Raw genomic sequence first — 17,724 nt, 5'->3', positions numbered from 1 at the left:
GTCGCAACCTTGACACACAGGGCTCTCACCTGCGCCGGTGCGGGCTCAACTGTCGTACGCGGCAGTGACGTAGACCGTGCGCGGCGGCAGGTGCTCCACCACCATGACCACGGTGCCGCGCTCCAGCCGCTCGGTACCCGAGGCGGAGTACGCCAGGAAGTGCTCGGCCCCGCCGCGCACCCGGACGATCACCTCGCCGACCAGTCCGGGTCCGACCGTCCCGGTGACCCGCCCCATCAGCCCCACCATCGACGCGTCGTCCATGCTCAAAGCCTAAGAGTTCCGGACCGAAGGCTCTACGGCCGCAACGCCCTCGGAGCTCCGCACCGAAGGCTCGACGGCCGCAACGCCCTTACGCCGCCGGGGAATCCAGGGCCGCGAGTTCCGGCCACCGCTCGTGCCAGCGCAGGTCGGCCTCCAACTGCGCCGCCAGCGACACCAGCAGCGGCTCGCTGTGGGCCGGGCCGAGCAACTGCGCCCCCACCGGCAGGCCCTCGTCGACGAACCCGGCGGGGACGTTGACCCCGGGCCAGCCCAGGACGTTCCACGGCCAGGCGTAGGGGCAGGCGGCGATGACGGCGCGGTCGGTGGCCAGTCCGCCCAGGTCGCTCATGGCGCCGACCCGGGGCGGGGGAGTGGCGGTGGTCGGCGCCAGCACCACGTCGTACGTCTCGAAGAACGCGCCGATACGGTGGTGCAGGACCGTTTCCGCGCGTCGGGCCGCCCGCAGTGGTGCCCCGCCGAGCAGCCGGCCGAGCCGGGCGGAGCCGTGGGTGCGCGGGTCGAGCAGTTCGGGGAAGGGCACGGTGGCGACCCGTTCGGCGATCCCGGCGGTCGCGCGCGGCAGGAAGGCCAGCCCGATCCGGCCGTACGGCGGGTCGGCCTCCTCGACCGTGTGCCCCAACACGGCGAGCCGCTCGGCGAGTTCGAGGACCCGGGCGCGCACCTGGGGCTGGAGTCGGGCGGGCACCGCGGTGAACGGCGGCTTCAGGGACAGCGCGATGCGCAGCCGGCCGGGGTCGCGGCCCACCGCCGCCGAGATGTCGAGGCCGGGCGGTCGGTGCGGGTCGAGCGGATGGTTCCCGGCCGCCGCGTCCAGCAGCAGGGCGGCGTCGGCGACGGTACGGGCCAGGGTGCCGTTGACCGTGATGCCCTGGAAGGACTCGCCGAGCGGCCAGGTCGAGATGCGGCCGCGCTGCGGCTTGATGCCGACGAGGTGGGTCCAGGAGGCCGGGATCCGCACCGAGCCGGCGCCGTCCGAGCCGAGCGCCGCCGGAACCAGACCGGCGGCGACCGCGGCCGCGGAGCCCCCGGACGAACCGCCCGGTGTGTGCTGCGGGTTCCACGGGTTGCGGGTCGCGCCGAAGGCGGGGCCCTCGGTGAACGGCCACTGTCCCAGTTCGCAGGTGTTGGTCTTGCCGACGACGACGGCTCCGGCCGCGCGCAGCCGTCGTACCGCCTCTCCGTCCTCGGCGACCGGCGGGAACTCCCCCGGGCAGCCGAACGCGGTGGGCTCGCCCGCCACGTCCATGTCGTCCTTCACGGCGACCGGAACCCCGAGCAGCGGACGGCGCACGCCCGCGGCCAGTTCCGCGTCGGCGGCCGCGGCCTCGGCGAGCGCGGCTCGGGTGCGGACGATCCGGAAGGCGTTGAGGGTGTTCCGGGTGGCCCCGATCCGGGCGAGCGCCTCCTCGACGAGAGCCTGGGAGGTCACCTCCCCGCAGGCCAGCGCACGTGCGGTCGCCGCCAGGCCGGCGGAACGGTCGAGCGTCATTCGGGACTCCTCCGGGACGGCTTGGGAACTGCGCGGGGGCGGCGTCGGTACGGCGGCCGACGACGGCTGCGGGATTCCTCGGGTGTTCCTTCGGGGCTGCGATGTCTACCGCACGGTAACGTCTGGCGGCCCACCGGCGGAACGTCCCACGCGGGAGCGGACGGTGAGCGGTCGTCGACCGCGCGGACCGGGCCCCGTGCGGCTCGACGACGGCGGGCGGCGCCGTGCCGGGCCGGCCGCCCGGGGCCGAGGCGCGACCGGCGCCCCGCGCGGACGCGGCGAGGGCGCCTTCCCGGTGCGTCGCACATCAGGAAGGTGCCCTCTTCGTCGTGGTCCGGGCCGTCGCGCCCGTCGGCGTCGGCGTGTCCGTGCCCGCCGGTGCGCCCGTGGGCCGCGGTCCGTCAGTTCGGTGGCGGGCCCGTGCACGGCCCCTTGTCCGGCAGATGCGCCTCGGCCCACTGGCGCAGTTCCTCCAGGGCGGGCTCCAGGGCCGCCCCGGCCGAGGTGAGCCGGTAGGAGACCCGCAGCGGCGGGCCCTCGTCGACCTCGCGGACGACGAGCCCGGCGATGCCGAGCTCGGTCAGCCGGTCCGACAGCATGCGTTCGCTGATGCCGGGGATGGCACGGCGCAGGTCGGCGAAGTACGTCGGGCCGTTCAGCAGGACGGACACGATCGGTCCCGTCCACCTCTTGCCCAGCAGGCCGAAGACGCGCGTGATGCCGTCGTCCACCTGCGAGCAGGCCGCCGGGCTGTGGACCTGGCCGCGGGCCACCTCGCGCTGTACCCCGTCGATCGCCATGGGCTCAGGATACCCGCCCCTCCGTGCGGGGATGAAAAATAGTAAGTGACTGTGTTATTCATAGGTAGGCACGAAACTTCAGCCCACCTTCGGGGTGGGCGCCACCCCCTTTGGAGACCCTCATGGCCACGTTGCTGCACATCGACTCGTCCGTGTTCCCGAACGAGGCGTCCGCCTCCCGTTCCGTCACGGACGCCTTCCGCAGGACCTGGGAGGAGCAGCACCCGCAGGGCAAGGTGATCTACCGCGACCTGGCCGCGCACCCCGTCGCGCACATCACCGCCGACGCCCACACGGCCGCCTTCGCCGACCCCGCCACGCACACGCCCGCCCAGGTGGCAGCCTTCGCCGAGCGCGTCCGGCTGGTGGAGGAGCTGGAGCAGGCCGACGCGGTGGTGATCGGCGCCCCGATGTACAACTTCTCGATCCCCTCGACCCTCAAGGCGTGGCTGGACAACGTGGCCATGGTCGGCCGCACCGCCATGACCGAGGAGTCGAAGATCAAGGGCATCCCCGTGACCGTGGTCGCCAGCCGCGGCGGCGCCTACGGTCCCGGCACCCCGCGCGAGGGCTACGAGTACGTGCAGAACTACCTGCAGGCCCTGCTGGGCGACATGCTCGCCATGGACGTCGACTTCATCGTCCCCGAGCTCACCATGGCCCCGCAGAACCCGGCGATGGCCGAGCTGGTCCCGCTGTTCGAGGCCTCCCGCGAGCGCGCCCACCAGGACGCGGTCGTGAAGGCCAAGGGCGTGGTGGAGCGTCTCGCGGCCTGACCCCGGCCCGGCCCGCGGCGGGGGCGCCCGCGCTCGCCCGGGTCCATCCCGGCGCCCTCGCCCCGGCCGTCCCGTCCACCGATCGGCGGGTGTTACGTTCGACCGCATGGCTCTGCGCAACGCGGTGATGGCCGCGCTCCTGGAGGGTGAGGCGTCCGGATACGACCTCGCGAAGGGCTTCGAGGCCTCGGTCGCCAACTTCTGGATGGCCACCCCGCAGCAGATCTACCGGGAACTGGACCGCATGGCGGGCGAGGGGCTCGTCGCCGCACGGGTCGTCGAGCAGGAGCACCGGCCCAACAAGCGGCTCTTCTCGCTCACCGAGGCCGGGTACGGCGCCGTCCGCGCCTTCCTCGCGGAGGGCTCCGCCAAGCCGCTGGCGATCCGGGACGAACTGCTGGTCAAGGTCCAGTGCGTCGATCTCGGCGACCCGGGCGACGCGGACGCCGTCCGCGCCGAGATCGTACGACGGACGGAACGGTCCGCCGCCAAACTCGCCCGCTACGAGCGCGCCCGGGAACGGCTGCTGGCCGGACGGACCGAGGAGGAGTACTGCGGCACGGGCGAGCGCATCGGCCCGTACCTCACCCTTCAGGCGGGCCTGGCGCTGGAGCGCGCCAACCTCCAGTGGGGCGAGCTGGCCCTGCGGCTGCTCGCCCGGCGCACCGCGCGGAGCGGCGCGCCGGTGGGCGGCTGACCCCGGCAGGTCCGCCTGCCGGGGTGTTCGCCGTGGCGCGCCCGCGCGTCGGGGGCGGCGCCGCCGCCCCGGTCAGCTCTTGCCGGGAGCGGCGTCCGCGCGCATCATCACGCAGTCGAACTCGATCACGCGGCCGGTGTCGGCCTCGCGGGTCACCGGGTACATGCCGGTGACCCCGAAGCCGGCGGCCTCGTAGACGCCGATCGCCTCGTTCATCGGCGGGCTGCCCTCGTACAGGCGCAGCAACGCGACCTCCGACTGGAGTCCCACGAACTCCGCGACGCGGTCGCCGCCGCCGGCGAACACCTCCAGGTCGTACCCCTGGGTGTCCATCTTCAGGAACGGGCGGGGCGTGTCGATGCCGTCGAGCGCCTTCTCCATCATCGAGTCCAGGCGCCGGATCTGGATCTCCTCGGTCGCGCTCGTGGCGAACCGGACGTACCGGCCCTTGCCGTAGTCGCTGGGCGGGAGCAGGGAGTTCATCGTGTTCCAGCCCGTGTGGATGGTGCTCGTGGTGTCCTCGCGGCCGAGGCCGTAGGGGTACACCCACCAGTCCGGGTCGTCCGCGGAGGCCTTCTCCAGCGTGGCGAAGTGCTCGGCGGTGGGCTCGAAGGAGACGATGCGGCCGGTGTAGCCGAAGCGGCGCAGCCGCCGGGCGTACTGGCCCCGGTTGGCCCCCACGTCGAACACGCAGTTGACGTCGTAGAGCTCCAGCATCCCGGCCACGTGCTGGTGGCAGAGGTATTCGGCCGCCGCGAGCTGCAGCTTGCGTTCGTCGGACCCGGCCGCCGGGTCCAGAAGCAGGCTCGCCCCGCTGTCGCCGAGGCGGACGGTGGTCGACTCCGGTCCGCTCTCCTCCTGCTGGACGCGCGACGCACGGCGCCGGACGACCCAGGCGTCCGTGCCGGCACCGGCCACCGTATAGCGGCCGTTGTCTCTGGCCAGCACGTCCGCGCCCGGTCCCAGGGGGATCCGGATCCGCCCTCCGCGCCGGGAGACCACAGCGGTGCCGGGGCCGAGATCGGTCACCTGAAGGCCCAGCCGGGGCATCAGTTTCAGCAGTCTTCGGTAAGCGGTCTGCATCGCTTCACCCTGGCAGACGAGGCGGTCGGCCATCACCCCTATGAATAAGATTTGTCTCTCCGATGAACGACACCTGACCGGCCCCGTCCGGTCCCGCCGCCGCGCCCGGTGCCGCTTGCCCTGGAGAGCGCTCGAAGGCCTGGCGTCGTCGGGGTCGGCGCAGATCCCGGTGGGCGCACGGCCCCGTCCGGCCGCGGTTTCAGGTGCGGCCGGACACGCGGGGTGCCGGGAACGCGCCCGCGGGGTGACACACGAGGGGGCCGGGCCCGAAGGCTCCGGCCCCCTCGCGGGAGTGCCGACCGCCGTCAGGCGGCGACGGACGTGTCGGCGTGGCCGCGCAGACGGGCGATGACGTCGGTCAGCTGGGCGGCGACCTCGGCGTCGTCGGCCGGGTGGGTCTCGGCGAAGCGGACGACGGAGCCCGGGATGGACAGCTTGACGTCCTCGAGCACCTTGGCGCCCGCGATGCCCGCGGCCTTGCGGGTCTCGTCCTGCGCCCACACGCCGCCGAACTGGCCGTAGGCGGTGCCGACCACGGCGACGGGCTTGCCGGTGAGGGCGCCGGCGCCGTACGGGCGGGACAGCCAGTCGATGGCGTTCTTCAGGACGGCCGGGATGGTGCCGTTGTACTCGGGCGAGAACAGCAGCAGCGCGTCGGCGCCCTGGGCGGCGGCACGCAGCTTGGCGGCGGCGGCCGGGACGTCGCCCTCGACGTCGATGTCCTCGTTGTAGAACGGGATGTCGGCCAGGCCTTCGTACAGCTCGACCTCGGCGCCCTCGGGAGCCAGCTTGACGGCCGCCTCGGCGAGCTGACGGTTGTGCGAACCGGCGCGGAGGCTACCGACAAGCGCGAGAATACGGACAGACATGCGAACTCCCAGGGTGCTGAAACACTGACGAAACAATCCGGACCGAGGTCCGTTTATGGGTACCACTGTAACCGGACCGGGGTCCACTTCATTCCGGATGCTTTACGCTGAGTTCATGTCCGGACCCCTGCCTCCCCTCGCGAAATCGGAATACCCGGTCGCAGAGCCCGAGTTGCTCCAGCTCGGTACCGCGCAGGACGAGCCGTGCCTGCGCGCCGACGCCGCGCGCAACCGGGCCCGGCTGCTGGACGCGGCCGCGCGCCTGATCGCGGAGCACGGGGCGGCGGGCGTCACGATGGAGGCGGTGGCCGCGGAGGCCTCGGTCGGCAAGGGGACGGTCTTCCGCCGCTTCGGCGACCGCACCGGTCTGCTCACGGCACTGCTCGACCACTCCGAGAAGAAGTTGCAGGCCGCGTTCCTGTGCGGACCGCCGCCGCTGGGTCCCGGAGCGCCGCCGGCGGAGCGGCTGCGGGCCTTCGGCTGCGCGCTGCTGCGCCGCGCGGTGGACGAACTGGATCTGCAACTGGCGGCCGAGCCGAGCGCCGAGCGCCGGTACTCCGTGCCGGCCCGCCAGGTCCAGCACGCCCACGTCGTCGTGCTGCTGCGGCTGGCCGTGCCGGACGCGGACACCGAACTGCTCGCCCACGCCCTGATGGCCCAGCTCAGCCCGGCGCTGATCCATCATCTGACCCGGCAGTGCGGCATGTCCCTGGAGCGCATCGAGGCGAACTGGTCGGACCTGGTGACACGCGTCACATGCCAGGAGCCGCCCCGCTGAGCCCCCGAGCGGAACCGTCCGGGCTCGCATACGTTGTTGCACAGTGAACGGCCGTCCCCCGCTCGGGCCCCGCGCCCACGCCTCTGCCAAGATGCGATACGTCATGGTGCAGATACCGAAATCGCCCACGCCCGCGCTGCCCGCACCGCGCTCCGTGCCCACGAGCGCCGACGTGGCCAGGCTGGCCGGCGTCTCGCGCGCGACCGTCTCCTACGTCCTGAACAACACCAGTGCCGTGCGGATCAGCGAGCCCACCCGCCGCCGCGTCCACCAGGCCGCGAAGGAACTGGGGTACGTCCCGCACGCGGCCGCCCGCAGTCTGCGCGCCGGGCACAGCCGCATGGTGCTCATGCCCGCGCCGGCCGTCCAGGCCGGCCCGCTCTACAGCCAGTTCCTGAACGACCTCCAGTGGGCGCTCGGCCGGCTCGACTACACGGTCGTGCAGTACGGCAGTGTCGGGCTGCACGGCGACGAGGCCGCCCGCGCCTGGGCCGAGCTGCGGCCGGTCGCCGTCCTGGTGCCCGGCGCCGATCTCGGTCCGGAAGGCGTGGCGGTGCTCAAGCGCTCCGGCGCCCGTGCCGTGGTCACCCTCGGGTCCGAGTCCGTCGAGGGCGCCCACGCCCTGCTCATGGACCACGAGGGGGCCGGCCGGGCCGCCGGTGCGCATCTCCATGCCCGGGGCCGCCGTCGCATCGGCGTCGTCGTCCCCGAGGAGCCCGGCCTGGACTCGTTCTCCCGGCCCCGCCTCGCCGGGGTGCGCGACGCGCTGGCGGGCACCGACGCCGTCGTCACCGAACTGCCCCTCGCCTACGAGGAGGAGTCCGCCGCCCGCCTCGCCGCCCGCTGGCGGGAGCTGGGCCTGGACGCCGTGTTCACGTACAACGACGAGTACGGGATGCTGCTGATGCGCGCCCTCCAGGACGAGGGGGTGCGCATCCCGGCGGAGACGGCCGTCATCGGCGCCGACGATCTGATGCTCGGCCGGCTGCTGCGGCCCCGGCTGAGCACGGTCCACATCGAGCTGCCGTCCGGCCGGGACCTCGCCGAACTGGTCGACCGCGCCGTGCGCGACCCCGGCGCGGCGCCCGAGACGCACCGGGTCCTCGGCTCCTCGGTGGTGCACCGCGAATCCAGCTGACACGAGGGGGCTCCCCGCGCGGCGGCGCGCGAGGCCGGGCCAACGGGGCGACGCTTGGCGGGGCTTGCGCCCGACCGGGCGCGGCGGGCCGTTCGATTCCCGTGGCGTCTTCCCCGCAGCGGTTTCCCTGCCGCGTGGCTAAGATGTTGCACGCTCAACCAGATGGGGATGCGTTCGACCACCGGATGCGGCTCGCGCGGCTGCGCCGGATCACCGCGTCCCGCCCCGCGGCCGCCGCACCGGCCGCGCACTGCACGGGACTCCCGCCCCGAGTCCCGCCGGTCACGAACGGAGAGCCGCCATGCCGTTGCTCGACCCCGGAACCTGGCAGGCCCGGACCCTGAAGGGATCCGAGCACACCGTCACCGAGCCCGCCACCGGAGATCCGCTCGGCACGGTCGCCCTGGCCACCGCCGAGGACGTCCGCACCGCCGCCGCCGACGCCCGCACCGCCCAGCGGGAGTGGGCGCGGGTGCCGCACTTCGTACGCGCCGGGGTGCTCCGCAGGGCCGGAGACCTGTTCACGGCGCACGCGGACGAGCTGCGGGAATGGCTCGTCCGTGAATCGGGGTCCGTCCCCGGCAAGGCCGACTTCGAGCTGCACGTCGCCGCCCAGGAGTGCTACGAGGCCGCAGCCCTGGCCTCCCGCCCGGCCGGCCAGGTGCTGCCCAGCGAGGCACCCCGGCTGTCGTACACGCGCCGCGTCCCGGTCGGCGTGGTGGGCGTGATCGCCCCGTTCAACGCCCCGCTGATCCTCTCCATCCGCTCCGTCGCCCCGGCCCTGGCGCTCGGCAACGGGGTCGTCCTGAAGCCCGACCCGCGTACCGCGGTCTGCGGCGGACTCGCCCTGGCCGCGGTCTTCGCGGCGGCCGGCCTGCCCGAGCACCTGCTGGCGGTGCTGCCCGGCGGCCCCGAGGCCGGCCAGGCGCTGGTCGCCGACCCGCAGGTGCCGGTGATCTCCTTCACCGGCTCCACCGCGGCCGGCCGCGCCGTCGGCGAGGCGGCCGGCCGGCATCTGAAGCGGGCCCACCTGGAACTCGGCGGCAACTCCGCCCTGGTCGTGCTGGAGGACGCCGACCTGGACGCGGTGATCTCCACGGCGGCCTGGGGCTCGTTCTTCCACCAGGGCCAGATCTGCATGACGACCGGCCGCCACCTCGTGCACCACTCCCTGTACGAGGAGTACGTCGAGCGGCTCGCCGACCGGGCCGACTCCCTCGCGGTCGGCGACCCGCACCGCGCGCAGGTCCACCTCGGCCCGCTCATCGACGGCACCCAGCTCGCCAAGGTGCACGCCCTGGTGGAGTCGAGCACCACCGGGGGCGCCAGGCTCGCCGCAGGCGGCACGCACGAGGACCTCTTCTACCGGCCGACCGTCCTCGCGGACGTCGACGACCACACCCCCGCCTACGCGCAGGAGGTCTTCGGCCCGGTCGCACCCGTACGGTCCTTCGCCACCGCGGACGAGGCTGCCGCGCTCGCCGCCGCGAGCCCGTACGGCCTGTCCCTGGGCATCGTCACCCGCGACGCCGCCCGCGGCCTCGACCTGGCCGAGCGCATCCCGACCGGCATCGTCCACATCAACGACCAGACGGTGAACGACGAGGCCGTGGCGCCCTTCGGCGGCATCGCCGCGTCCGGCACCGGCGCCCGCTTCGGCGGCGAGGCCAACCTGGAGGCGTTCACCGACGTGCGCTGGACGACGGTCCGCGGCGACGTGGCGCCGTACCCCTTCTAGGGACGCCTCCGGCCCGGGGCAGGGATGCCTCCGGCCCCGGGGCGAGCGGTCCCGGGGCCGGTACGGCGCGCGGTGCGGCCGGGAGGTCAGTCTCCGGACCCGGGCTGCCCGTCCTTGAGGTCGGCCCCCGCCTGCTGCTCGGCGATGCTCTTGCGCACCTCGTCCATGTCCAGCTTCCGGGCCTGCCCGATGAGGTCCGCGAGAGCGGCCTCCGGCAGCGCGCCCGGCTGGGCGAAGACGGCGACCTGATCGCGGACGATCATCAGGGTCGGAATGGACTGGATGCCGAAGGCCGCGGCCAGCTCCGGCTGCGCCTCGGTGTCGATCTTGCCGAAGACCAGGTCCGGATTGGCCTCGGCCGCCTTCTCGTACACCGGTGCGAACTGACGGCACGGTCCGCACCAGGCAGCCCAGAAGTCGAGGAGGACGAACCCGTTCTCCGTGACCGTCTGGTCGAAGTTCTCCTTGGTGAGCTCCACGGTGCTGCTCATGCTCGTATCCCTACTTTCCGGTGCGGGGGCCAGACCGTCGGCACAACACGGCCGCACCGAACGGTATTCCGGCCCCTCCGGGCAGACCCATCCGTGTGGCCGCCCCGCACCCCACCCAGCAGACTGTGCCCATGACGGAAACGGAATCCATCGCGTACGACGTAGTGGTGCTCGGGGCCGGGCCCGTGGGGGAGAACGTCGCCGACCGCGCCCGTGCGGCCGGCCTGTCCACCGCGGTCGTGGAGAGCGAACTGGTCGGCGGCGAGTGCTCGTACTGGGCCTGCATGCCCAGCAAGGCCCTGCTGCGCCCGGTCATCGCCCGCGCCGACGCCCGCCGCGTGCCCGGACTGCGCCAGGCGGTGCAGGGCCCCCTCGACGCGGCCGCGGTCCTCGCCCACCGCGACTACTTCACCGCCGACTGGAAGGACGACGGCCAGGTCGGCTGGCTGGAGGGGATCGGCGCCGTCCTGTACCGCGGCCACGGCCGCCTGGCCGGACCCCGCACGGTCACCGTGACCGGCCCGCAGGGCGAGCAGCACGTGCTCACCGCCCGGCACGCCGTCGCCGTGTGCACCGGCACCCGCGCCCTGCTGCCCGGGCTGCCGGGCCTCGCCGACGTCCGGCCCTGGACCAGCCGGGAGGCCACGAGCGCGCACGCGGTCCCGGGACGGCTCGTGGTGGTGGGCGGAGGCGTCGTCGCCACCGAGATGGCCACCGCCTGGCAGGCCCTCGGCTCCCAGGTGACCCTCCTCGTCCGCGGCGCGGGCCTGCTCGCCCGCATGGAGCCGTTCGCGGGCGAACTGGTCGCCGCCGCGCTCACCGAGGCGGGCGCCGACGTCCGCACCGGCACCTCCGTGAAGTCGGTGACCCGCGAGAGCGGCACGGTCGTGGTCGTCACCGACGGCGGCGACCGGATCGAGGCCGACGAGATCCTCTTCGCCACCGGCCGCGCCCCGCGCACCGAGGACATCGGCCTCGACACCATCGGCCTGGAGCCGGGCTCCTGGCTGCCGGTCGACGACAGCCTCCGGGTGACCGGCACCGACTGGCTGTACGCGGTCGGGGACGTCAACCACCGTGCCCTGCTCACCCATCAGGGCAAGTACCAGGCCCGGATCGCGGGCGCCGCGATCGCCGCCCGCGCCGCCGGCACCCCCCTGGACACGAGCGCCTGGGGCGCCCACTCCGCCACGGCCGACCACGGCGCCGTACCCCAGGTCGTCTTCACCGACCCGGAGGCCGCGGCGGTCGGCCTGTCCCTGGCGGAGGCGGAGGCGACCGGCCGGCGCGTTCGCGCGGTCGACGTGGACATCTCCTCGGCGGCGGGCGCGGGCCTGTACGGCGACGGCTACCGCGGCCGCGCCCGCATGGTCGTCGACCTCGACCGCGAGACCCTCCTCGGTGTCACCCTCGTCGGCCCCGGCGTCGGCGAGCTGATCCACTCGGCGACGGTCGCCGTCGCCGCGGAGGTGCCGGTCGCCAGGCTCTGGCACGCGGTCCCGTCGTATCCGACGATCAGCGAGGTGTGGCTGCGGCTGCTGGAGGCCTATCGCGGCTGACCCGCCCGTTCCGGGGCCCACCGGGCCCCGGAACGCGCCCGCGGATCCTCTCCGCCCCGGCTCAGCCCGGCAGTTCGAACCCCAGGGCTTTCGCCGCCTCCTCGGGAGTGGCGCCCGTCCACCGTTCCAGCATCGCCTGATGCGACGACAGCGAGCGCGGCTCCGCCCGGTCGAGGTAGAGCATCCCGTCCAGATGGTCCGTCTCGTGCTGCACGATCCGGGCGGGCCAGCCCGTGAACACCTCGTCCAGCGCCCGGCCGTGCTCGTCCTCGCCGGTCAGCCGCACCTCGACGGGCCGCGCCACCACCGCCTGCCAGCCGGGCACGCTCAGACAGCCCTCGAAGAACCCGGCACGGGCCGTGCCGACGGGCGTGTACGACGGGTTGACCAGCACCCGGAACGGCTGCGGCACCCGGCCGCGGGCCAGCCTGACCTCCTCGGACACCGGTGCCGGGTCCTCGATCACCGCGATCCGCAGCGGCACCCCCACCTGCGGTGCCGCCAGCCCGACCCCCGGCGCCGCCCGCATGGTCACGCGCAGCGCCTCGACGAAACGCGCCAGCAGCGCGGGCCCCAGCTCGCCCTCGTAGCGCCCGGTGCCGACCCGCAGCACCGGGTCGCCGGCCGCGACGATGGGCAACGGGCCGTCGGTGGCGAGGAGTTCCTCCACCAGTTCGACAAGGGGTGTGCGATCGCTCGGAGATGCCATCGCGCCAGCATGCCACGGCTCCGCCACGACGCCGCCGTTCGACTGTGACACACGCTACTTGACGCCCCGGGAACTCGGCCGGACCCGCCGCCGACTACTGGACCGCCACGCTCACCGCCCTGGCAGCCCACGCCCCCGACCGCCGGAGAAACCGCCGATGTCCACCGCTCCCTCGACCACCACGGACGAGGCCCCGCAAACCACCCCGCCCGCGCCGTCCCCGCGCGGGTGGACCACACTGCGCCCGCTGGTCCTGCGACTGCACTTCTACGCGGGCCTGTTCGTCGCGCCGTTCCTGCTCGTCGCCGCGGTCACCGGCCTGCTGTACGCCGGCTCGTACCAAGCCGAGAAGCTCCTGTACGCCCACGAGATGACGGTGCCCGTCGGCGACGCCGAACTGCCGCTGTCCACGCAGGTCGCCGCGGCCCGCACGGCACACCCCGAGGGCACCGTCACGGCGGTACGGCCCTCGCCGGCGCCCGGCGCGACCACCCGGGTGCTGCTCTCCGGCGTCGAGGGCGTCGGCGCCGACCACACCCTCGCCGTGTTCGTGGACCCGTACACCGGCAAGGTGCGCGGCGCCCTCGAACAGTACGGCTCGTCCGGCGCGTTGCCACTGCGCACCTGGATCAGCGAACTCCACCGCAACCTCCATCTGGGCGAGACCGGCCGCCTCTACAGCGAACTCGCCGCGAGCTGGCTGTGGGTGGTCGCGCTGGGCGGTCTGGTGCTCTGGTTCTCGCGCCGTCGCGCGCTGCGCAAGGTGCGCGGCACCAGCGGGCGGCGCCGCACCCTGGGCCTGCACGGCACCGTGGGCGTGTGGGCCGCGGCCGGGTTCCTGTTCCTCTCGGCGACCGGTCTGACCTGGTCGACGTACGCCGGTGCGAACATCGACGAACTGCGCACCTCGCTCGGCCAGTCCACCCCGTCCGTCGCGACGGCGGCCGGCGGCGAACACGCCGGGCACGACGCGGCCGCCGCCGGCGGCGGGGACGCCGGGCACGGTGTCGGCCTCGACAAGGTGCTGGCCGCCGCGCGGGCCGAGGGGCTCGGCGACCCGGTGGAGATCGTCCCGCCCGCGGACGCCTCCTCCGCCTACGTCGTCAAGCAGATCCAGCGCGGCTGGCCCACGAAGCAGGACACGGTGGCGGTCGATCCGGCGACCGGCGAGGTCACCGACGTGCTGCGGTTCGCGGACTACCCGGTGCTCGCCAAGCTGACCCGCTGGGGCATCGACCTGCACAGCGGGGTCCTGTTCGGGCTGGTCAACCAGATCGCCCTGATGCTGCTCGCGCTCTCGCTGATCCTGCTGATCTGGTGGGGTTACCGCATGTGGTGGCAGCGCGGCCGCGGCTCGGCGTTCGGCCGTCCGGTACCGCGCGGCTCCTGGCAGCAGGTGCCGCCGTACGTCCTCGTCCCCGGGCTGGCGGCGGTCGCCGTCCTCGGCTGGTTCGTGCCGCTGCTCGGCATCCCCCTGGCCTGTTTCGTCGCCGTGGACGTCGTGCTCGGCGAGATCGCCCACCGGCGGGGGCGGCGGACCTCAGGCAGTGGAGCGGCGGCCGGGTGAGGCCGTAGCGGAACGACGGCGGGGGCGCGCGGCACGGCTGCCGCGCGCCCCCGCCGCCCGGGTCGGACCGTCACCCTCCCCGGGGCCGACCGCTCGGAGCTGTCAGACCTGGTCGAAGTCGCCCGCGAGCGCCGAGGCGATCCTCAGGTGCGAGGCCGCCTCCTCGTGCCGGCCCTGGCGCTGAAGCGTGCGGCCCAGCATCAGCCGGGCGTAGTGCTCGACCGGGTCGCCTTCCACGATGACGCGCAGCTCGCTCTCCGCGCGGCGCAGCTGGGCCGAGTGGTAGTAGGCGCGCGCCAGCAGCAGCCGGGCCGCCGTCTGCTCGGGCACCTCCTCGACCAGGGCGCCCAGGACCCGGGCCGCCGCCGCGTAGTCCTCGGCGTCGAAGAACATCCGCGCGCGCTCCCAGCGCTCCGCCGTCGTTCCGTGGCCGTAGTACGTCGTGTCCACTCGTGACCTCCTTCGAGGGCGAGAACGACCCAAGGTTGTTGAATATTCCACTACGCCGGGCTCCCGGTGCGGTGACGGCCGTTCCCGGCCCGGCGCGCCCGCGCGCCGGGAACCGTATCCGGAAGCGATCCGCAACCTGACCGGGCGACAGCCCCGGCGACGGACTGACGGAGCGGGTCCGGCGGGGCTAGGTTGGGCGCCATGAGCAATCTTGACCGCGAGCCGGTTCCCGCCGTCTGCGGTGGCCGTGGGTTCGTCGTGGCGGAGCCGGTGCGCGAACTCCTCAGCCCTCGCCGCGTCCGGCTCGGCGAGTCCACCGAGGTCCGCCGGCTGCTGCCCAACCTGGGCCGGCGCATGGTGGGCGCCTGGTGCTTCGTCGACCACTACGGCCCCGACGACATCGCCGACGAGCCCGGCATGCAGGTGCCGCCGCACCCGCACATGGGCCTGCAGACGGTGAGCTGGCTGCACGAGGGGGAGGTCCTGCACCGCGACTCCACCGGGAGCCTCCAGACGATCCGCCCCCGCGAACTGGGCCTGATGACCTCCGGCCGGGCCATCAGCCACTCCGAGGAGAGCCCCCGGTCGCACGCCCGCTTCCTGCACGGGGCACAGCTGTGGGTCGCGCTGCCCGACAGCCATCGCCATGTCGACCCGCACTTCGAACACCACGCCGAGCTGCCGGTGGTCACCGCCCCGGGCCTGAAGGCCACGCTGATCCTCGGCGGCCTCGACGGCGCGACCTCGCCCGGGACGGCGTACACCCCGATCGTCGGTGCCGACCTGGCCCTGGCCGCCGGTGCGGACCTGCGCCTGCCGCTGGAGCCGGACTTCGAGTACGCGGTGCTGTCCATGTCCGGCGAGGCACATGTCGACGGTGTGCCGGTGCTGCCCGGCTCCATGCTCTACCTCGGCTGCGGCCGCACCGAACTGCCGCTGCGCGCCGAGTCGGACGCGGCGCTGATGCTGCTGGGCGGCGAGCCGTTCGAGGAGGAGCTGATCATGTTCTGGAACTGGATCGGCCGCTCCCAGGAGGAGATCGCACAGGCCCGCCGGGACTGGACGGAGGGGGACCGCTTCGGCGAGGTGAAGGGCTACGACGGCGCTCCGCTGCCGGCCCCCGAGCTGCCTCCGGTGCCCTTGAAACCGCGCGGACGGGTGCGCTAGGCCCTGTCGTCGAATTCCCGTCTGTCCCAAGACGCCTGGCGCGCTCCCCCACGCTCGGCTTCGCTCGCGCGGGCGGTGCCCCCACCGCCGCACCGGGCGAAAGCCCGAGTACGTCCAGTACGAGGACTTCCGCCCGGCACGCCGAGAGCACGCACCAGACGCCGCGGGCCGCCCTCCGGGCGACGACGGGAATTGGACGACAGGGCCTAGACGGCCTCGAGGATCATCGCGTTGGCGAGTCCGCCCGCCTCGCACATCGTCTGCAGGCCGTACCGTGCTCCCCGCGCGCGGAGCGCGTGCACGAGGGTGGTCGTCAGCCGGGTCCCGCTCGCGCCCAGCGGGTGGCCGATGGCGATTGCACCTCCGTGCACGTTGACCTTGGCGAGGTCGGCGCCTGTCTCCTGCTGCCAGGCCAGGACGACGCTGGAGAAGGCTTCGTTCACCTCGAAGAGGTCGATCTCGTCGATCGTCAGACCCGCCTTGTGAAGCACCTTCTCGGTGGCGGGAATGACTCCGGTGAGCATGAGGAGGGGGTCGGAGCCCGTGACCGCGAAGCTGTGCAGCCGGGCGAGTGGACGCAGGCCGAGGCGCTCCGCGGTCTCGCTGCTGGTGATGAGCACCGCCGAGGCACCGTCATTGATCGGGCTTGCGTTGGCGGCGGTGATGTTCCAGCCGATCTGCGGGAACCGCTCCGCAAAGCCGGGGTCGTAGTAGGCGGGCTTGAGACCGGCGAGGATCTCGGGGGTGCTGGACGGCCGCATCGACTCGTCGCGTGTGAGGCCCTCCAGCGGGGCCGTCTCGGCGTTGAACAGGCCGGCGTCCCAAGCGGCCCCGGCCTTGTGGTGAGAGGACACGGCGAAGGCGTCCATCTGCTCCCGGGTGAGCGACCACTTCGCGGCGATCAGCTCGGCACTGATGCCCTGGGGGACGAGGCCGTCCGGGTAGCGCGCGGCGACTCCGGGCCCGAAGGGGTCCTTGCCGGGGGGCACGTTCGACCACATGGGCACACGGCTCATGGACTCCACGCCGCAGGCCACGACGATGTCGTACGCACCCGACAGCACACCCTGCGCGGCGAAGTGCACGGCCTGCTGGGAGGAGCCGCACTGCCGGTCCACGGTGGTCGCGGGCACGGTCTCCGGGAAGCCCGCGGACAGCACGGCGTATCGGGTGGTGTTCATGGCCTGCTCGCCGACCTGGTCGACGGTGCCGCCGATCACGTCGTCGATGAGCGCCGGGTCGATGCCGGAGCGTTCGACGAGGGTGCGCAGGGTGTGTGCGAGGAGCTCTACGGGGTGGACATGGGCCAGGGCGCCGTTGGGCTTGCCCTTGCCCACCGGGGTCCGTACGGCTTCCACGATCACGGCGTCACGCATGGTAGCGGCCTCCTTGCCCGGTGATACCGAGGCGACGTTACTGGTGAGTTTGGAATCTGGATTCACCATAGCCCTGTGAGTTTGAAAAGCAAACCCACCTTTAGACTGGGAGGCATGGCCGCCACCAAAGATCCGCGCCCCTGCTCCATCGCCGACACTCTGGCCCTCGTCGGCGAGAAGTACTCCCTGCTCGTCCTGCGCGAGGTCCTCCTCGGCAACGGGCGTTTCGACCAGATCGTGCGCAATACCGGCGCCCCGCGTGATGTCCTCGCGGCGCGGCTGAAGCGACTGGTGGAGGGCGGGATCCTGACGAAGAGCAAGTACAGCGAGCGCCCGCAGCGCTTCGAGTACCGGGCCACGGCGGCCGGCCTGGAGCTGGACCCGGTCCTGATGGCTCTCATGGCATGGGGCGACCGTCATCTCCGGGCGGAAGGTGATCGCCCCATGGTGATCAAGCACCACTGCGGTCACGAGCTGGCCGCGGTTGTCACCTGCTCCGCCTGCGGCGACGAGCTCCGCCCCGGCGATCGGACGCCGCACCCCCAGGCGCCGGGCTGGACGGTGTCAGGACCGGCCGCAGCCCAGTAGGGCCCCTCCGGCTCTCGGGGTCGGGCTGGTGGCGGCGGGCGGTGGCGGACGTGGCCCGGCGGGGCGACGCCCGGCGTTCTTCTGCTCATCGCGAGCTCGCCCCGAACCGGCAACCCTCCCTCCCCTATCGTGCGCATGTCATGCAGCCGGTCGATGTCCGGACC

General features: G+C 73.5%; 18 protein-coding genes. 9 read left to right on the top strand and 9 right to left on the bottom strand.

All coding sequences use genetic code 11. The features are described from left to right. Nucleotides 1–45: 45 nt before the first annotated feature. The 3 genes from ACZ7OY_RS28070 to ACZ7OY_RS28060 form a co-directional block, all read right to left on the bottom strand. On the bottom strand, nt 46–264 hold the full coding sequence (locus ACZ7OY_RS28070; RefSeq protein ID WP_471913937.1) for a hypothetical protein: 219 nt from the start codon (nt 262–264) through the stop codon (nt 46–48). 88 nt (nt 265–352) lie between these two features. Next, nucleotides 353–1,774: an amidase gene (locus tag ACZ7OY_RS28065; RefSeq protein WP_471913936.1), complete on the bottom strand. Its 1,422-nt coding sequence runs from the start codon at nt 1,772–1,774 to the stop codon at nt 353–355. A gap of 401 nt (nt 1,775–2,175) precedes the next feature. Beyond that, nucleotides 2,176–2,574 carry a winged helix-turn-helix transcriptional regulator gene (locus ACZ7OY_RS28060; protein ID WP_471913935.1) on the bottom strand — a complete coding sequence of 133 codons (399 nt, stop codon included), beginning with the start codon at nt 2,572–2,574 and terminating at the stop codon, nt 2,176–2,178. A 122-nt stretch (nt 2,575–2,696) separates the two neighbouring features. On the opposite strand from ACZ7OY_RS28060, the gene ACZ7OY_RS28055 reads away from it, so the two are divergent. Continuing rightward, entirely contained in the window at nt 2,697–3,350 is a 654-nt protein-coding gene (locus ACZ7OY_RS28055) for an FMN-dependent NADH-azoreductase (RefSeq protein ID WP_471913934.1), read from the top strand. 106 nt (nt 3,351–3,456) lie between these two features. Then, nucleotides 3,457–4,047 carry a PadR family transcriptional regulator gene (locus tag ACZ7OY_RS28050; protein WP_471913933.1) on the top strand — a complete coding sequence of 197 codons (591 nt, stop codon included), beginning with the start codon at nt 3,457–3,459 and terminating at the stop codon, nt 4,045–4,047. A gap of 72 nt (nt 4,048–4,119) precedes the next feature. Here ACZ7OY_RS28050 and ACZ7OY_RS28045 read toward each other — a convergent pair whose 3' ends face one another. Both ACZ7OY_RS28045 and ACZ7OY_RS28040 read right to left on the bottom strand, forming a co-directional pair. Continuing rightward, the gene (locus ACZ7OY_RS28045) at nt 4,120–5,130 is read right to left on the bottom strand and encodes an FkbM family methyltransferase (protein WP_471913932.1); all 1,011 of its coding nucleotides are present in this window, start codon (nt 5,128–5,130) and stop codon (nt 4,120–4,122) included. A gap of 305 nt (nt 5,131–5,435) precedes the next feature. After that, nucleotides 5,436–5,999: an NAD(P)H-dependent oxidoreductase gene (locus ACZ7OY_RS28040; protein WP_471913931.1), complete on the bottom strand. Its 564-nt coding sequence runs from the start codon at nt 5,997–5,999 to the stop codon at nt 5,436–5,438. Between the two features lie 115 nt (nt 6,000–6,114). Between ACZ7OY_RS28040 and ACZ7OY_RS28035 the strand changes: the two genes are divergently transcribed. The 3 genes from ACZ7OY_RS28035 to ACZ7OY_RS28025 all read left to right on the top strand — a co-directional run bounded on the left by ACZ7OY_RS28035 (nt 6,115) and on the right by ACZ7OY_RS28025 (nt 9,653). Beyond that, nucleotides 6,115–6,777 (top strand): TetR/AcrR family transcriptional regulator, encoded by a 663-nt coding sequence (locus ACZ7OY_RS28035; protein WP_471913930.1) that lies wholly within the window; start codon nt 6,115–6,117, stop codon nt 6,775–6,777. A 91-nt stretch (nt 6,778–6,868) separates the two neighbouring features. After that, on the top strand, nt 6,869–7,915 hold the full coding sequence (locus ACZ7OY_RS28030) for a LacI family DNA-binding transcriptional regulator (RefSeq protein WP_471914007.1): 1,047 nt from the start codon (nt 6,869–6,871) through the stop codon (nt 7,913–7,915). 301 nt (nt 7,916–8,216) lie between these two features. Beyond that, nucleotides 8,217–9,653: an aldehyde dehydrogenase family protein gene (locus ACZ7OY_RS28025; RefSeq protein WP_471913929.1), complete on the top strand. Its 1,437-nt coding sequence runs from the start codon at nt 8,217–8,219 to the stop codon at nt 9,651–9,653. Between the two features lie 86 nt (nt 9,654–9,739). On the opposite strand, the gene trxA is transcribed toward ACZ7OY_RS28025, so the two are convergent. Beyond that, nucleotides 9,740–10,144 (bottom strand): thioredoxin, encoded by a 405-nt coding sequence (gene trxA, locus ACZ7OY_RS28020; protein WP_471913928.1) that lies wholly within the window; start codon nt 10,142–10,144, stop codon nt 9,740–9,742. Between the two features lie 131 nt (nt 10,145–10,275). On the opposite strand from trxA, the gene ACZ7OY_RS28015 reads away from it, so the two are divergent. Continuing rightward, nucleotides 10,276–11,703: a dihydrolipoyl dehydrogenase family protein gene (locus ACZ7OY_RS28015; RefSeq protein ID WP_471913927.1), complete on the top strand. Its 1,428-nt coding sequence runs from the start codon at nt 10,276–10,278 to the stop codon at nt 11,701–11,703. A 61-nt stretch (nt 11,704–11,764) separates the two neighbouring features. On the opposite strand, the gene ACZ7OY_RS28010 is transcribed toward ACZ7OY_RS28015, so the two are convergent. Next, nucleotides 11,765–12,412, bottom strand: a complete 648-nt coding sequence (locus ACZ7OY_RS28010) for a peptide deformylase (RefSeq protein ID WP_471913926.1) — start codon at nt 12,410–12,412, stop codon at nt 11,765–11,767. Nucleotides 12,413–12,569: 157 nt separating this feature from the next. On the opposite strand from ACZ7OY_RS28010, the gene ACZ7OY_RS28005 reads away from it, so the two are divergent. Next, a complete protein-coding gene (locus tag ACZ7OY_RS28005) occupies nt 12,570–13,979 on the top strand; it encodes a PepSY-associated TM helix domain-containing protein (protein WP_471913925.1) in 1,410 nt (469 codons plus the stop codon). A 102-nt stretch (nt 13,980–14,081) separates the two neighbouring features. Here ACZ7OY_RS28005 and ACZ7OY_RS28000 read toward each other — a convergent pair whose 3' ends face one another. After that, nucleotides 14,082–14,429: a tetratricopeptide repeat protein gene (locus tag ACZ7OY_RS28000; protein ID WP_471913924.1), complete on the bottom strand. Its 348-nt coding sequence runs from the start codon at nt 14,427–14,429 to the stop codon at nt 14,082–14,084. 201 nt (nt 14,430–14,630) lie between these two features. On the opposite strand from ACZ7OY_RS28000, the gene ACZ7OY_RS27995 reads away from it, so the two are divergent. Further along, complete coding sequence (locus ACZ7OY_RS27995) at nt 14,631–15,596, top strand: pirin family protein (RefSeq protein WP_471913923.1); 966 nt, start codon at nt 14,631–14,633, stop codon at nt 15,594–15,596. A 206-nt stretch (nt 15,597–15,802) separates the two neighbouring features. Here ACZ7OY_RS27995 and ACZ7OY_RS27990 read toward each other — a convergent pair whose 3' ends face one another. After that, nucleotides 15,803–16,972: a thiolase family protein gene (locus ACZ7OY_RS27990; RefSeq protein WP_471913922.1), complete on the bottom strand. Its 1,170-nt coding sequence runs from the start codon at nt 16,970–16,972 to the stop codon at nt 15,803–15,805. 114 nt (nt 16,973–17,086) lie between these two features. Here ACZ7OY_RS27990 and ACZ7OY_RS27985 point away from each other — a divergent pair, with 114 nt between their 5' ends. After that, the gene (locus tag ACZ7OY_RS27985) at nt 17,087–17,560 is read left to right on the top strand and encodes a winged helix-turn-helix transcriptional regulator (protein ID WP_471913921.1); all 474 of its coding nucleotides are present in this window, start codon (nt 17,087–17,089) and stop codon (nt 17,558–17,560) included. Nucleotides 17,561–17,724 lie beyond the last annotated feature (164 nt).

The organism is Streptomyces sp. NPDC107559 (assembly GCF_055657365.1).
The sequence above is the reverse complement of the archived record's forward strand: the minus strand, read 5'-3'. Positions and strand labels throughout refer to the sequence as shown.

Bases quoted from the DNA above. Each gene is read 5' to 3' on its own strand.
- ACZ7OY_RS28070 (WP_471913937.1), bottom strand. From the start codon at position 264: ATGGACGACGCGTCGATGGTGGGGCTGATGGGGCGGGTCACCGGGACG.
- ACZ7OY_RS28065 (WP_471913936.1), bottom strand. From the start codon at position 1,774: ATGACGCTCGACCGTTCCGCCGGCCTGGCGGCGACCGCACGTGCGCTG.
- ACZ7OY_RS28060 (WP_471913935.1), bottom strand. From the start codon at position 2,574: ATGGCGATCGACGGGGTACAGCGCGAGGTGGCCCGCGGCCAGGTCCAC.
- ACZ7OY_RS28055 (WP_471913934.1), top strand. From the start codon at position 2,697: ATGGCCACGTTGCTGCACATCGACTCGTCCGTGTTCCCGAACGAGGCG.
- ACZ7OY_RS28050 (WP_471913933.1), top strand. From the start codon at position 3,457: ATGGCTCTGCGCAACGCGGTGATGGCCGCGCTCCTGGAGGGTGAGGCG.
- ACZ7OY_RS28045 (WP_471913932.1), bottom strand. From the start codon at position 5,130: ATGCAGACCGCTTACCGAAGACTGCTGAAACTGATGCCCCGGCTGGGC.
- ACZ7OY_RS28040 (WP_471913931.1), bottom strand. From the start codon at position 5,999: ATGTCTGTCCGTATTCTCGCGCTTGTCGGTAGCCTCCGCGCCGGTTCG.
- ACZ7OY_RS28035 (WP_471913930.1), top strand. From the start codon at position 6,115: ATGTCCGGACCCCTGCCTCCCCTCGCGAAATCGGAATACCCGGTCGCA.
- ACZ7OY_RS28030 (WP_471914007.1), top strand. From the start codon at position 6,869: ATGCGATACGTCATGGTGCAGATACCGAAATCGCCCACGCCCGCGCTG.
- ACZ7OY_RS28025 (WP_471913929.1), top strand. From the start codon at position 8,217: ATGCCGTTGCTCGACCCCGGAACCTGGCAGGCCCGGACCCTGAAGGGA.
- trxA (WP_471913928.1), bottom strand. From the start codon at position 10,144: ATGAGCAGCACCGTGGAGCTCACCAAGGAGAACTTCGACCAGACGGTC.
- ACZ7OY_RS28015 (WP_471913927.1), top strand. From the start codon at position 10,276: ATGACGGAAACGGAATCCATCGCGTACGACGTAGTGGTGCTCGGGGCC.
- ACZ7OY_RS28010 (WP_471913926.1), bottom strand. From the start codon at position 12,412: ATGGCATCTCCGAGCGATCGCACACCCCTTGTCGAACTGGTGGAGGAA.
- ACZ7OY_RS28005 (WP_471913925.1), top strand. From the start codon at position 12,570: ATGTCCACCGCTCCCTCGACCACCACGGACGAGGCCCCGCAAACCACC.
- ACZ7OY_RS27995 (WP_471913923.1), top strand. From the start codon at position 14,631: ATGAGCAATCTTGACCGCGAGCCGGTTCCCGCCGTCTGCGGTGGCCGT.
- ACZ7OY_RS27990 (WP_471913922.1), bottom strand. From the start codon at position 16,972: ATGCGTGACGCCGTGATCGTGGAAGCCGTACGGACCCCGGTGGGCAAG.
- ACZ7OY_RS27985 (WP_471913921.1), top strand. From the start codon at position 17,087: ATGGCCGCCACCAAAGATCCGCGCCCCTGCTCCATCGCCGACACTCTG.